Below are 13,583 nucleotides of genomic sequence, written 5' to 3' on the forward strand. Positions count from 1 at the left end.
CTTTTGGAATCCCCCCCCTAAGCAAATCATACAACGCATCTACTTAAAAATGAAGTTTTCAGCTCAAACCCATATAGGAACTCTTCTAGTAGTGGCACTCTGCCTTATAACGACTTCATGCGCGTCACGCAAAGATGTCGTCTACCTGCAAGATGCCTCCATAGGCTCTCAGAGCCAGTACAGTGTACCCGTCTTGCGTATTGCCAAGGGCGATATGCTCGGCATCACGGTCAACTCCAAGAATCGAGAGCTCTCTGACCCCTTTAACCTTCCAATGGTCGGATACTACAATGCGTTCGGCATCTCAGCGTCTAATACCCAGCAAGGCTACATGGTGGACGATGAGGGTTACATTGCTTTTCCAGCACTAGGACGTGTCCATGTGGAGGGACTAACCCGCAATGAACTCAACACGAAGATCGCCACAGCACTCCGCGACAAAGGCTTCCTCAACGATGCGACCGTCACAGTCTCTCTGCTCAATGCTCAGATCTCTGTACTGGGCGAGGTGGCTCGTCCGGGTCGCTTCCCTATGGTAAGTGATCAGGTCTCCCTCCTAGACGCTATCGCTATGGCGGGCGACCTAACCATACAGGGGCGCAGAGACAACGTACTAGTCATACGAGAGATAGACGGAGAGCGATACATCGTAGCTCACGACTTGCGCAGCAACAAGATATTTGAGTCTCCATGCTACTTCCTCCGTCAGGGAGACATCGTATATGTGGAGCCAAACGATGCCAAAGCACAAACAGCTAGTATCAATCCTAACAATAACGTGGGGACTTGGCTCAGCGTGGTCAGTACAGCGACCTCTCTGACCACCTTCGTCTTCACGATTATAGCTAGCCAGAAGAGATAAGCACCTCTGGCTCTAACTACTACTCAGCACGGTTTATTAGCATGGAATACCCCACAACTTCTAACCAGCAGGAGCCTATACACTCCTCTGAGGAGGTCAGCACATTCTCCCTACGAGATATTCTGGTGATCCTTCAGGGCAACTGGCTCTTCATACTGTTATCATTCCTCGTTTGCCTGGCACTAGGATTTCTCTATATCAAGTCCTCATCCCATCAATACAGTCGCTCTGCGAGTCTCTTGATCAAGAGTGAGACCTCGATCAACTCTGCCATAGCGCAGCTAGCGCAGTTTACGGGAGACAAGCACTCCTACAGCGATGATGTCTCTAATCAGATCATTATCTTAGGCACCGAGCGTGTCGTCAGCGAGACCGTACGTCGCCTCGGACTAGATGTGCAGTACCATTACGATGCAGGGCTACGAGAGAGAGACCTCTACAAGCAGTCGCCCGTATACATTCGCTTTGTCGATGCTGATCCAGACGAAAAGGTCAGCCTCCGTGTCAAGCTGGACAAAGATGATGCAGACAACCAAGTGATCCTCTACGACATCAAAAGTTCACTGACCGGCAAGGTGCAAGAGCCTATCGTCGCAATGCTAGGCGATACCATCGCTACGCCCGTTGGCAAGATAGTCGTAGAGAGCACACCATACTACAGCAACTTCTCAAACTACGAAGTAGTGAAGGTGCAAAAAGACAACTTCAATGCGGTCGTGCGTAGCTATATGAAGGCGCTCCAAGTATCTCTCCAGCAGAAGGACGCCTCCGTCATCAAGCTCACCATACAGTCGGGCAATCCACAGCTGGCTGAGGACTTTCTCTCCACACTCATCCTCGTCTACACAGAGCTAGAGCGCTCGGACAAGGTCAAGATAGCCGAGAGTACGCAGCGCTTTGTCGATGATCGCCTAGCTATCATTAGCTCCGAACTGGGGCAAGTCGATGCGGAGATCGAAGGCTTCAAGCAGTCGCAGCAGATCGCCGACATACAGGCCGAAGCGCAAGAGTACATCAAGGGCAGCTCGGAAGTCAAGACGCGGCTTGTCGAGCTAAACAATAGTATCTCCATCGCTCAGTTTGTCCGAGGGCACCTTAAGGACAAGAATCAGATGGAGTCTCTCATTCCAGCCAATGTGGGTATTGCCTCTCCGGCTATCGAAGCGGCTATCGCTAAGTACAACGAACTACTGCTCAAGCGTGACCAGCTACAAACTAACTCTAGTAGCCAGAACCCGCTCGTTCAGGAGCTCAACACCCAGCTCGCAGCTCAGAGACTCTCTATCATCACATCCATAGACAACCTCATATCGACACTCGAGGTGGAGCGTCAAGGCATTCTCTCCGAGCAGTCTAGCTACAAGGGGCGTATCACCTCTGTGCCTATGCAGGAGCGCATCGTGGGGAGCATCTACCGACAGCAGAAGATCAAGGAGGAGCTCTACCTCTTCCTCCTCAACGTACGGGAGCAAAACGCACTCTCTATCGAAGCTGCCGAGTCTAACGCTCGTCTCATCCAGGCTCCCACAGGTCCTGCCGAGCCAGTCAGTCCTCGTGTACCGATCATCATGCTCGCTGCTGGTCTGCTCGGTCTACTGATCCCAGCTGCCGTACTATATATACGAGGCATCGCCAATAATAGGATACGAGGTAAGGCAGACATAGAGCTCTACACCACCATCCCCGTGCTAGGCGAGATACCTCACTACAAGGCATCCAAGAAGCATATCAAGCAGATAGAGGAGCAGATCAAAGATAAACTTGTAGGACTAAGCAGTAAGGAGCGAAACGAGATCATAGACCAAGCAGCTCGTATGTTCATCGTCGGGCATCACAGACGTAGTCTCGTCTCCGAGGCTTTCACCGTCGTACGCTCCAATATCTCTTTCCTCACACCCGACCACGATGCACCTAACAAGCGCATCCTAGTCACCTCTGCTATACCAGGCTCGGGCAAGACCTTTACTTCGTCCAACCTTGCACTGAGCTTAGCACAAGCTGGCAACCGTGTATTGCTGATAGACTGTGACATTCGTAAGAATACGCTCTCGAAGGCCATCGGCATGCACCAAGCTGGACAGTTAGGACTCACATCTTTCCTCTCCGACAGCAAGATAAGCCCAGAGCAGATCATCTCTCCGACCTCTGTGTCTGACTTGCTCTGTGTCGTACCTAGTGGTCCCATACCGCCCAATCCTACAGAGCTACTCATGTCGCCACGGTTTGAGGAGCTACTGCGTTATTCCGATGAGACCTTTGACTATGTCGTACTAGACACGATCCCTGTCCTCAACCTCGCTGACACCCGTGTCATCAGTCATCTGACGGACATCACCATCATGGTCGTTCGTGAGAATCACTTACCACGTCGTCTCCTGCCTGAGTTGGAGAAGCTCTATCGTGAGAAGCGACTCAAGGGACTCAGCATTGTGCTTAACGACGCTGGTGTAGGAGCCTCCTCCTATGGCTATAGTTACGGAAGCTATGGAAGCTACGGAAGCTACGGTAATGAAAAGGAGGATTAAAACGAATCCATTGCTACGGTAGATCTCTAGACACTATGTGGTGGCTGACAAGGCATAAGAAGGTAGACATCGTCGCTGCTGGCTGGCTCGAGGGGATGACAGACATACACTGTCACCTCGTCCCTGCGGTCGATGACGGCAGCCGCTCGCTAGACGAGACCCGCCAGCTCATCGAGGCAATGCGCTCGGTCGGCATCCAGCGCATCATCACCACGCCACACATCTATAGGCGCTATCCGCACAACGACAGCGACACCCTAAGGCAAGAGCTAGAGCGACTGCTCCCTGACCTGTCAGATCTAGATATGCCGCTCACGCTCGGAGCTGAGCACATGCTAGACGAAGGCTTTGAGGCGCACCTCGCCAAGCCTCTGCTCACACTAGGCGACAGCAAGTACCTCCTCGTGGAGACCTCGTTCGTAGGTGCTCCCCTAGACCTTTACCGGCTCATCCAGAGTGTCCTATCGGCAGGTGCCATCCCGATGTTGGCTCATCCTGAGCGATACCTCTATATGGACAATGAGGAGTATAGTCGCCTACGAGGTGCAGGGTGCGCCTTCCAGCTCAACCTCTTCAGCCTCACAGGCATGTATGGAGAGCGTGTTGAGAAGCGCGCACAGCAGCTCCTCGAGCGAGGTCTCTATAGCTTTGTAGGCACAGACACCCATCGCATAGAACGCTTCCGTAAGACGATCGCATCTGCCAAGACTTACGCTCGCTACGAAGAGTCTATACGCGTTCTCATGAGCAATAACCAAACACTCGTGTCTCCACACGAATAATGCACATCTAGAGCATCTCATGTAGTAAAGTTAGAGAGAATAAACCGCCAGCTTATGAACGTCTGCCAGCCCCCCCGCAAAACTAATCGAAGCATGGTTACAGTAAAAACAAAAGAGTTCCTACGCAAATGCTTAGGTAGTCGATATGTCAACTACCGCATTATTGCGCTCATTGACTTACTCTTGAGCATCATAGCCTCGCTGTCTGCTGTCTTTATAGCTAGCTACACGCTTCTTACGCTCACTGGGATTTACTTCCATGAGACTATCATAGAGTACACAGGACTGACACACCCTACCCTTTCTTTTTTGGGGCTTTCGGGAGTGGTTTCGCTGATTGTACTGCTCATCTTTCCCGTTTACAAGGGGATAATCCGCATTCGGACCTTCTCTAATGGCTTTAACTACCTGTGGTTATCACTGAGCAAAGCATTCGTACTGGGGCTGACCTTGGGCATTCTGTCTAGGGGATGGTTCTTTGGCGTGCTACACTTCGCATTAGACACGTTCTTCACGCTTTTCTTCTTGACGGGCTTCAGGATCGTCGTGCAGTTTATCTGGAGCTTTGTCAATGGAGCTCCCACGACGATAAGTCGCACCCCTGCACTCATCTTTGGCGTCAACAATAGATCCTCACAGCTTGCTGACAAACTCGCCAACTCTTATCAGGACAAGGGGCTCTATGTCATAGGGTTCGTCGAGACAGAGCAGCCTACTCAAAGCATGACCGTCGGTGGCAAACCCATCTTCTATACACCAGACACCACCAGCTTCTCCGCACTACTAGACAAGCATCACGTTTCCGTCCTCCTCTTCTCTGGTTACGATGTGCTGCACGAGAATGCCCCCTTTGCATCGATCTGCATAGACCGCAAGATACGCCTCCTCGTCGATCAGGAGCCACGACGCATACTCAACGTAGATAGCCGTCCCCCCATCGAGGAGATACAGATCGAAGACATACTGGGTCGTGAGGCCATCTTCCTCAACATGAAGCCTATCTCGGAGGCACTACACGACAAGACGATTCTCGTCACGGGAGCCACAGGCTCTATCGGTAGTGAGATAGTCCGTCAGCTCGCCCGCCTAGAGCCTCAGCTCATCGTGCTCTTTGACATCGCAGAGACTCCGATGCACGAATTGCGCCTAGAGCTACAGAGATGCTATCCTGACGGACACTTCGCCTATGTCATGGGAGACATACGCAACCCTCAGCGACTAGACTTTGTCATGCGGCGGTTCCACCCCGACAAAGTCTTTCACGCAGCTGCCTACAAGCACGTACCGCTCATGGAGGAAAACCCTTGTGAAGCTGTCTCTACCAATATCGTCGGCACCTTCAACATAGCGAGCAAATGTCTCGAGTATGGCGTCGATCAGATGGTCATGCTATCGACAGACAAAGCGGTCAATCCGAGTAGCGTCATGGGAGCTACCAAGCGCTTCTGTGAGATGATCGTCCAGAGCTTAGACCTAGCGATCAAACGAGGAGAGGTCCAAGCGACTGTGCCGACACGCTTTGCGACAACCCGCTTCGGCAATGTGCTTAACTCGGCCGGCTCCGTCATCCCCACCTTCAAGCGTCAGCTACAGCGTGGCGGTCCTCTCACGGTCACCGATCCACGCATCGAGCGTTACTTCATGACCATCCCCGAGGCTAGCCAGCTAGTCCTAGAGGCTAGTATGCTCTCACATGGAGGCGAGGTCTTCGTCTTTGATATGGGTGATCTAGTCAAGATCGCCGATCTCGCTAAGCGCATGATACGCCTAGCAGGCTACGAACCAGACAAAGACATCAAGATCGTCTACACGGGGCTACGACCTGGTGAGAAGCTCTACGAGGAGACTATCCACGACAAGGAGAAAGACCTCCCCACGGCACACAATAAGATTCACATCGTACAGACCCGTGAGGAGTCGTTCGAGCGCATCCACCTGATGGTGTTGCTCTTCCGGCAGTTGGCACGTCAAGGAGATGTAGATGGTGTCGTCTACCTGCTCAAGCAGGCAATCCCAGAGTATAAGAGTCTCAATAGCGAGCTTTTTGCCTCCTTCGAGCGTGGCGAGCATATCCCCTTCGATCTCGAGGAGGAGCTAAGCAAGGTCGCCGCAGATCAGTCGCAACATAAGATAATGTAGTACAGACCGCCACGCGGACAGCCCCACCAGTTCGCCCATTTATCGTCATGAGACAATCTAGTAGGAGGTAAGCACCTAGACGCTTGCCTCCTATTTTTTGTATTTATCCCCCTCAACTATCAGCAGGGCTACATGAGAGCGGAAAGGCTCTCGATAAACTGCTTATTTGCTCTGTATCAAGTGGTAAGTAGTGCCTACTCCTTGCTAGTCTATTTGGGGTAACTTGTCATCCGAATCGGTCAGTTCGCTCATTTTGTGAAGATTTTTGCCAAGAGCACTTGTCAATTGGAGAAGTTTGCGTACCTTTGTCGTACCAAGATATAGGTATCTAGTCCAAGCATCAAGATAAAGTAGTGGAGGCACTCTATAGAACACACGACTACCTGCTGCGCAACCTGAGCAATCCGATACAGCGCAGCCTCTTTGGCGAGATTGATTTCTCCGCCCCGCTCATCGGCATCTATGGCTGTCGTGGTGTGGGCAAGACAACCTTCCTGCTAGACTACGCTGCGAGGACTTTTGGGTCGCTCAATAGAAAGTGTCTCTATGTCAATCTCAACAACTTCCTCTTTACGAGTGAGACGCTTGTAGACTTTGCTAAGACCTTTTACGACCATGGCGGGCGGCATCTGCTGCTAGACCAGATCTATAAGTACCCCTCGTGGCACGAAGATCTGCTAGCGTGCATGCGCTTGATGCCGGATCTGCAGATTATCTACACCACCTCGATCGTACAATACGACTCGGCACTCCCCATCGAGGAGCAGCTGCCAGGAGCTGTCTACCGACTAGACGGCTTCTCGCTCCGTGAGTTCATACAGCTCAAGACGGGGCTTAACCTCCCGCAGGTCACGCTCGAGGAGATACTGAAGGATCACGAGACCATCTCTCGCGAGATCATGGGGATGGTCAATCCGCTCAACTACTTGGCGGACTACACGCACCACGGCTACTACCCCTTCTTCCTCGAGGATCGCAACTACTCGGAGAATCTACTGAAGAATATCAACATGATGCTGGAGGTCGATGTGAGCTTCCTACGCAACCTCGACCAGCGTCTCCTACCCAAGCTACGCAGGCTACTCTACGAGCTGGGGCGCACGGCACCTACCTCGCCCAATATCTCGCAACTCTCGCAGATGATCAGTGCCTCACGCGCTACCATCTCCAACTATATGCACATCCTCTCCGACGCAGGTCTCGTCACGCAGCTATACCGTGTAGGCTCTGAGGCGACCACCCGTAAGCCGGCTATGTGCTATCTGCAAAACACCAATATAGGCTACGCCCTCGTCCCCGAGCCAGTGACCAGTCCTGAGCTTTACTCCACCTTCTTCCTGACGCACCTACATCATGCACACCAAGTCAATGCAGGGGGGCGGGCACAGGTACACTTCGTACTGGACGAGACTTATGAATTTCGCATTGATAAGGAGCTGGGCGGGCGCTATCGTCCCGACCGCTACTACGCAGTGCAAGGCATCCCCATGGGGCATGACAATGTCATCCCGCTATGGCTCTTCGGCTTTATCTACTAAAGCAACATACTAACAACAACACACAAGGAATATCAATACATAGAAATGGCTAATCCAACTAAAAAGACAATGACCTGTGACGGCAACCAAGCGGCCGCACATGTCGCCTACATGTTTAGCGAGGTAGCTGCTATCTACCCTATCACCCCCTCCTCCACGATGGCGGAGTATGTCGATGAGTGGGCAGCTGCAAAGCGTAAGAACATCTTCGGAGAGATCGTCGAGGTACAGGAGATGCAGAGCGAGGCTGGTGCTGCTGGCGCTATGCACGGTGCTCTACAGGCTGGTGCTCTCGGTGTCACCTTTACCGCTTCTCAGGGACTACTCCTGATGCTTCCTAATATGTACAAAGTGGCTGGTGAGCTACTCCCAGGCGTCTACCACGTCGCTGCTCGTACGATTGCATCGCAAGCACTCTCTATCTTCGGTGATCACCAGGACGTGATGAGTGCTCGTATGACGGGTCTCGCACAGCTCTGCACGGGCTCTGTACAGGAGGTCATGGACCTCGCTGCTGTAGCCCACCTCACAGCTATCAAGAGCCGCATACCTTTCATACACTTCTTCGATGGCTTCCGCACATCACACGAGATCCAGAAGATCGAGTACCTCTCTAACGAGGACCTCGAGCCACTCATCGACCAGAAGGCTCTGCGTCAGTTCCGTGAGCGTGCACTCAGTGCGCATGCTCCAGTAGTACGTGGTACTGCTCAGAACGGCGACATCTTCTTCCAGGCTCGTGAGGCTTCCAACCCCTTCTACGATGCAGTCCCCGCTATCGTACAGGACTATATGGATCAGCTAGCTAAGATCACGGGACGTCACTACCACCTCTTCGACTACTACGGAGATCCCGAGGCTGAGCATGTTGTTATCGCTATGGGCTCTGCCACAGAGGCCATCCGCGAGTCTATCGACTACCTACGCGCTCAGGGCAAGAAGGTAGGACTGGTAGCCGTACACCTCTATCGTCCATTTAGCGTAGAGCACTTCCTCGGTGCACTGCCTAAGAGCGTCAAGCGTATCGCTGTCCTCGACCGCACTAAGGAGCCAGGAGCTGCTGGCGATCCGCTTTACCTCGATGTCAAGAACGCTCTCTACACACAGCCCAATGCTCCGCTCGTCGTAGGCGGTCGCTACGGTCTATCGAGCAAGGACACGACACCCGCTCAGATCATCGCCGTCTTTGACAATCTAGCGATGAACGAGCCAAAGGATCAGTTTACCGTTGGCATCGTCGACGACGTCACCTTCAAGTCTCTACCACTAGGCAAGGAGGTCGAGCTCGAGAGCGATGCTTACGAGGCTAAGTTCTTCGGACTAGGTGCTGATGGTACGGTCGGTGCTAACAAGAACTCCGTCAAGATCATTGGCGACAACACCAACAAGTACTGCCAGGCTTACTTCGCATACGACTCTAAGAAGAGCGGTGGCTTTACCGCCTCTCACCTACGCTTTGGCGATCAGCCCATCCGTAGTACCTATCTAGTCGTACGCCCCAACTTCGTCGCTTGCCACGTACCTGCTTACCTACGCATGTACGACGTCCTCGCTGGTCTTCGCAAGGGTGGTACGTTCCTCCTAAACTCTGTCTGGGATCTAGACAGCATCGAGGAGCACCTACCTAACCACATCAAGCGTTACCTCGCTGAGAATGAGATCTCCTTCTACATGATCAATGCTACCGAGATTGCTCAGCGCATTGGTCTAGGCAACCGCACGAACACGATCCTGCAGAGCGCCTTCTTCAAGATCTCTGGCGTCATCCCTTACGATCTAGCCGTAGAGCAGATGAAGAAGTTCATCGTCAAGTCTTACTCTCGCAAGGGTGAGGAGATTGTCAATAAGAACTTCGCAGCCGTCGACGAGGGAGCCAACGTCATCCAGGTTCCCGTCAAGGCTGAGTGGGCTAACCTACCCGACGAGCCTGCTGTCAAGCATACTGGCGACACCGACTTCGTACAGAACGTAGTACGTGTCATCAACGCGCAGAAGGGTGATACACTCCCCGTCTCTGCCTTCGCAGGTCGCGAGGATGGTACCTGGGACTCTGGTACGGCTGACTCGGAGAAGCGTGGTGTCTCTGACCTCGTACCGGTATGGATCGAGGACAACTGTATCCAGTGCAACCAGTGCGCCTTCGTCTGTCCTCACGCTACGATCCGTCCATTCCTACTCAACGAGCAGGAGGCTCAGGGTACCGATGTAGCGCTACTTGATGCTACGGGCAAGGGCTTCAAGGAGGCTGGCCTCAAGTTCCGCATTCAGGTCAACTACCTCGACTGTCTCGGTTGCGCCAACTGCGTCAACACCTGTCCAGGCAATAAGCAGGGCAAGGCGCTCAAGATGGTGCACCTCAACGAGGTTCGCGACAAGCAGTGCGACTGGGACTACATGCGTCATCAGGTGACCAACAAGTCTTACATGGTCGACGTACAGTCCAACGTCAAGAACTCACAGTTTGCACAGCCACTCTTTGAGTACTCTGGAGCTTGCTCTGGTTGTGGTGAGACTCCTTATGTCAAGCTACTAACGCAGCTCTTCGGCACTCGCCAGGTAGTGGCAAACGCTACCGGATGCTCCTCTATCTACTCAGCTTCAGCCCCTTCTACTCCCTACACGACCAATGACCGTGGCGAGGGTCCCGCATGGGCTAACTCTCTCTTTGAGGACAATGCTGAGTTTGGTATGGGTATGTACATCGCCTCTAGCTCGAACCGCAACCGCCTCGTACACCTCGTCAAGGAGGTTCTAGAGGAGGGTAAGGAGCCTATTAGCGATGAGCTACGCCAGCTACTCAGCGAGTGGGTCGAGCAGCGCTTCGATGGCGATGCTTCACAGCAGCTCAGCTACAAGATCCTACCTCTGCTCGATGCTGAGGCTAAGGGTCACATGCACTACATCTACAACCTGCGTCACTACTTCGTCAAGCCCTCACAGTGGATCATCGGTGGTGACGGATGGGCATACGATATCGGCTTCGGAGGTCTCGACCACGTACTCGCTTCGGGCAAGAACGTCAACGTCCTCGTACTCGATACGGAGGTCTACTCTAATACGGGTGGACAATCCTCTAAGAGTACACCTCTGGGCGCTATCGCTAAGTTTGCCGCATCAGGTAAGCGTGTCCGCAAGAAGGATCTAGGTCTCATCGCAACCACCTACGGTTACGTCTATGTAGCTCAGATCGCTATGGGCGCCAACCCCGCTCAGACGCTCAAGGTACTCCGCGAGGCTGAGGCTTACGAGGGTCCATCACTCGTGATCGCTTACTCACCCTGTATCTCACACGGACTCAAGGGTGGTATGGGCAATGCACAGAACGAGCAGAAGCGCGCCGTAGAGTGTGGTTACTGGCACCTCTGGCATCACGACCCACGTCTTGAGCAGGAGGGCAAGAACCCCTTCGTACTCGACAGCAAGGAGCCAGACTTCTCAAAGTTCAAGGACTTCCTCAAGGGCGAGGTACGCTACGCTTCACTCTTCAAGATGTACCCAGAGATTGCTGAGGAGCTAGCCAACGAGTCACTCCGCTCCGCTTACAAGCGCTACAGCACCTACGTACGTATCTCATCTACCGAGTGGGAAAACAACTACGGTCCTCTCGCTGACATCCTCGATGCCAAGCCCGAGCCCACCACGCCTGAGGAGGTACATGCCGTAGACCTCACCTAGTCAATCTGACTATCCCGAGCCTGCGGCGTAAGCTCAGCAGGCTCCCCAACATAGCAAAGCCGTGTAGCCATCCGAGCTACACGGCTTTTGTTGTGCTTACGCTCCGCATCTCTTCCACCCTCTTCCGCCCCCTCCCGCACAAACGGTTTGTAGCCAGCTCCCAAAGGCATGGGAGCAAATCGTTCCACCACGCATGGAATAAAAAATTATTGCTGTCCGATAAAAGTTTTTCAGAGAAAGAAAAGCTTCCTATTTCATCGGACAGCCGAGTTCCCAGCTTGTCAGATCTCTGATGATAGCAGAGAGTCCATCAAATATCTATTATAAAGGATTTCTCCCTAATATAGAGCTAATCAGACGGTGAAAAGGATGTCTATCTTTATCGGACAGCCGATTTACTCGCTGAAAGACATTTGCTTAGGAGGCGACACTGTTGAAAAACTAGTGATATTTGGAGTTCAAGAAGGTGTTTTACTCAAAAGGGGGCTTGGAAATCAAAAATAGAAAGCTCAACCGCTTCAATTCTACAGTTGAGCCCCCTCGAGATGTCCTTTCTGACTTCGCAAATTCCACCGTAAGAAGTGATATTTTCGGTTTTAATTGCTACCTTTGTTATGTCGAATTTTTGCTTACTTGTTATGTTTGCAGCACCAAGATAGGTGAGATTTCTGACATATCCAAGTGTTTTGAGAACTTTGTTTCTTAGGCACTTGTAGTTCTCACAAGAATTTATGTTGCGGAATTAAGGGAATTAAACTATTATCGTTATGTGGCCTTTTGATTATTTCAAAAAGAAGCGTGAAAAGGAAGAACAAGAACGCCGTCGCGCTGAAGAACAAGCTCGCCAGCAAAAGCTGGAGGAAGAGCGAATTGCACGTGAAAGAGAACGTAGGTTGGAAGAGAACCGTCGTAAAGAACTTGAACGTCAAGCCAAACTGAAAGCAGAACGTGAGCAGAAAGAGTCTATACAGCCTTTCACATTCCGTTCCAATTGCCATCAGCGTTATGAAAATGACAATCCTGTAATGGGTTTACAGGAGTGTATTCGTACTGTCAGTTTGGTAAAGAATACTGATGGTTGCCCTGGTTACAAACTAGAACCAGGCGTTGGTTATATCGTAAAGATATACAATGATGACCTTGGTAAGCCGAATATGTCAGACAAACCAATGAAGGTCGTAACAAAATCGGCAGACATGGTAGAATTGCGAGGTTTTCCTATCGAGGCACGTTCTCCTTTTGGTTGGCAAGAAGTAGATTACAGCGACTATGGTTTTGTAGTTTATTATAAAAACGGACAGGTTGAAAAATGTGTTCTGCATATGTATGACAGAAACATTAGATTGGAGTATATGACAAAATCTGAATCCGCTTCAACAACTAAGACTAATTCGTCTATTGCAAATGCTTCAGAGTCTTATAAACTTACAGAAACTGAAACACTTGTTAAAGAAGCTTTGTCCAATCTTAGGGCAGGAAGGGATGGTGACGATACCTATCATCCTTTATTTAAGGCTTGGCGTTCCTTCCAACGTGACCCCGAACAATTGCAAAGAATCCAAGATGAAGGCTCTTTCGGTATGGCTTTCATGATTTTTTTGTCGTTCGGAACAGTTTCTGATATAGATGACAAGCAGCAACTTGCAAGCATTGCATATCTTTTCCTTAGCAAGGCTATTGAAAAGAATAGTAATGATGTCAACCTCTATAAGAACCGCATATTGCTGATGATGTTGAATAACGAAGCATTTGGCTATACGGTTTCATCTGCAATTAACCCAGGTGGAGGTTTCGATATTTTCAGTATGAATCTACACCCATTCGAGTCAAGAGACGCTATGTATAAAATGGAATATGCGGATCTTATGAAGAGCCCTCAGCTTCTAAGTGTAGACATATTAAGCCAAAGATACTCAGATTTGAAGTACAAAATTGCCAATGGTTTCTTTGGTCAAAACCAAACAAGCCAAACAATTATAGAAAAGGGGCGCGAATTACATAAAAAGGTACTGGATTACATTAGCAAGAAAGTATTGACAGAAGAAGATATTGATTTTTAGTA

General features: G+C 51.2%; 7 protein-coding genes. All 7 read left to right on the forward strand.

What is annotated here, in order from left to right; genetic code table 11:
• Window positions 1-49 precede the first annotated feature (49 nt).
• Window positions 50-862 (forward strand): polysaccharide biosynthesis/export family protein, encoded by an 813-nt coding sequence (locus Q2J34_RS00185; protein ID WP_298888979.1) that lies wholly within the window; start codon window positions 50-52, stop codon window positions 860-862.
• A gap of 41 nt (window positions 863-903) precedes the next feature.
• Window positions 904-3,387 carry a polysaccharide biosynthesis tyrosine autokinase gene (locus Q2J34_RS00190; protein WP_300968953.1) on the forward strand — a complete coding sequence of 828 codons (2,484 nt, stop codon included), beginning with the start codon at window positions 904-906 and terminating at the stop codon, window positions 3,385-3,387.
• A gap of 35 nt (window positions 3,388-3,422) precedes the next feature.
• Window positions 3,423-4,169, forward strand: coding sequence for a tyrosine-protein phosphatase (locus tag Q2J34_RS00195; RefSeq protein ID WP_300968954.1), 747 nt, complete (start codon window positions 3,423-3,425; stop codon window positions 4,167-4,169).
• A gap of 93 nt (window positions 4,170-4,262) precedes the next feature.
• Window positions 4,263-6,308, forward strand: a complete 2,046-nt coding sequence (locus Q2J34_RS00200; protein ID WP_300968955.1) for a UDP-N-acetylglucosamine 4,6-dehydratase family protein — start codon at window positions 4,263-4,265, stop codon at window positions 6,306-6,308.
• A gap of 353 nt (window positions 6,309-6,661) precedes the next feature.
• A complete protein-coding gene (locus Q2J34_RS00205) occupies window positions 6,662-7,846 on the forward strand; it encodes an AAA family ATPase (RefSeq protein WP_297163468.1) in 1,185 nt (394 codons plus the stop codon).
• Window positions 7,847-7,891: 45 nt separating this feature from the next.
• A complete protein-coding gene (nifJ, locus tag Q2J34_RS00210) occupies window positions 7,892-11,521 on the forward strand; it encodes a pyruvate:ferredoxin (flavodoxin) oxidoreductase (protein WP_300968956.1) in 3,630 nt (1,209 codons plus the stop codon).
• Between the two features lie 767 nt (window positions 11,522-12,288).
• Window positions 12,289-13,581 (forward strand): hypothetical protein, encoded by a 1,293-nt coding sequence (locus tag Q2J34_RS00215; protein WP_300968957.1) that lies wholly within the window; start codon window positions 12,289-12,291, stop codon window positions 13,579-13,581.
• Window positions 13,582-13,583: the final 2 nt, after the last annotated feature.

Origin of the sequence: Porphyromonas vaginalis, from assembly GCF_958301595.1 — a bacterium.
GTDB classification, from domain to species: domain Bacteria; phylum Bacteroidota; class Bacteroidia; order Bacteroidales; family Porphyromonadaceae; genus Porphyromonas; species Porphyromonas vaginalis.

Bases quoted from the DNA above. Each gene is read 5' to 3' on its own strand.
- Q2J34_RS00185 (WP_298888979.1), top strand. From the start codon at position 50: ATGAAGTTTTCAGCTCAAACCCATATAGGAACTCTTCTAGTAGTGGCA.
- Q2J34_RS00195 (WP_300968954.1), top strand. From the start codon at position 3,423: ATGTGGTGGCTGACAAGGCATAAGAAGGTAGACATCGTCGCTGCTGGC.
- nifJ (WP_300968956.1), top strand. From the start codon at position 7,892: ATGGCTAATCCAACTAAAAAGACAATGACCTGTGACGGCAACCAAGCG.
- Q2J34_RS00190 (WP_300968953.1), top strand. From the start codon at position 904: ATGGAATACCCCACAACTTCTAACCAGCAGGAGCCTATACACTCCTCT.
- Q2J34_RS00215 (WP_300968957.1), top strand. From the start codon at position 12,289: ATGTGGCCTTTTGATTATTTCAAAAAGAAGCGTGAAAAGGAAGAACAA.
- Q2J34_RS00200 (WP_300968955.1), top strand. From the start codon at position 4,263: ATGGTTACAGTAAAAACAAAAGAGTTCCTACGCAAATGCTTAGGTAGT.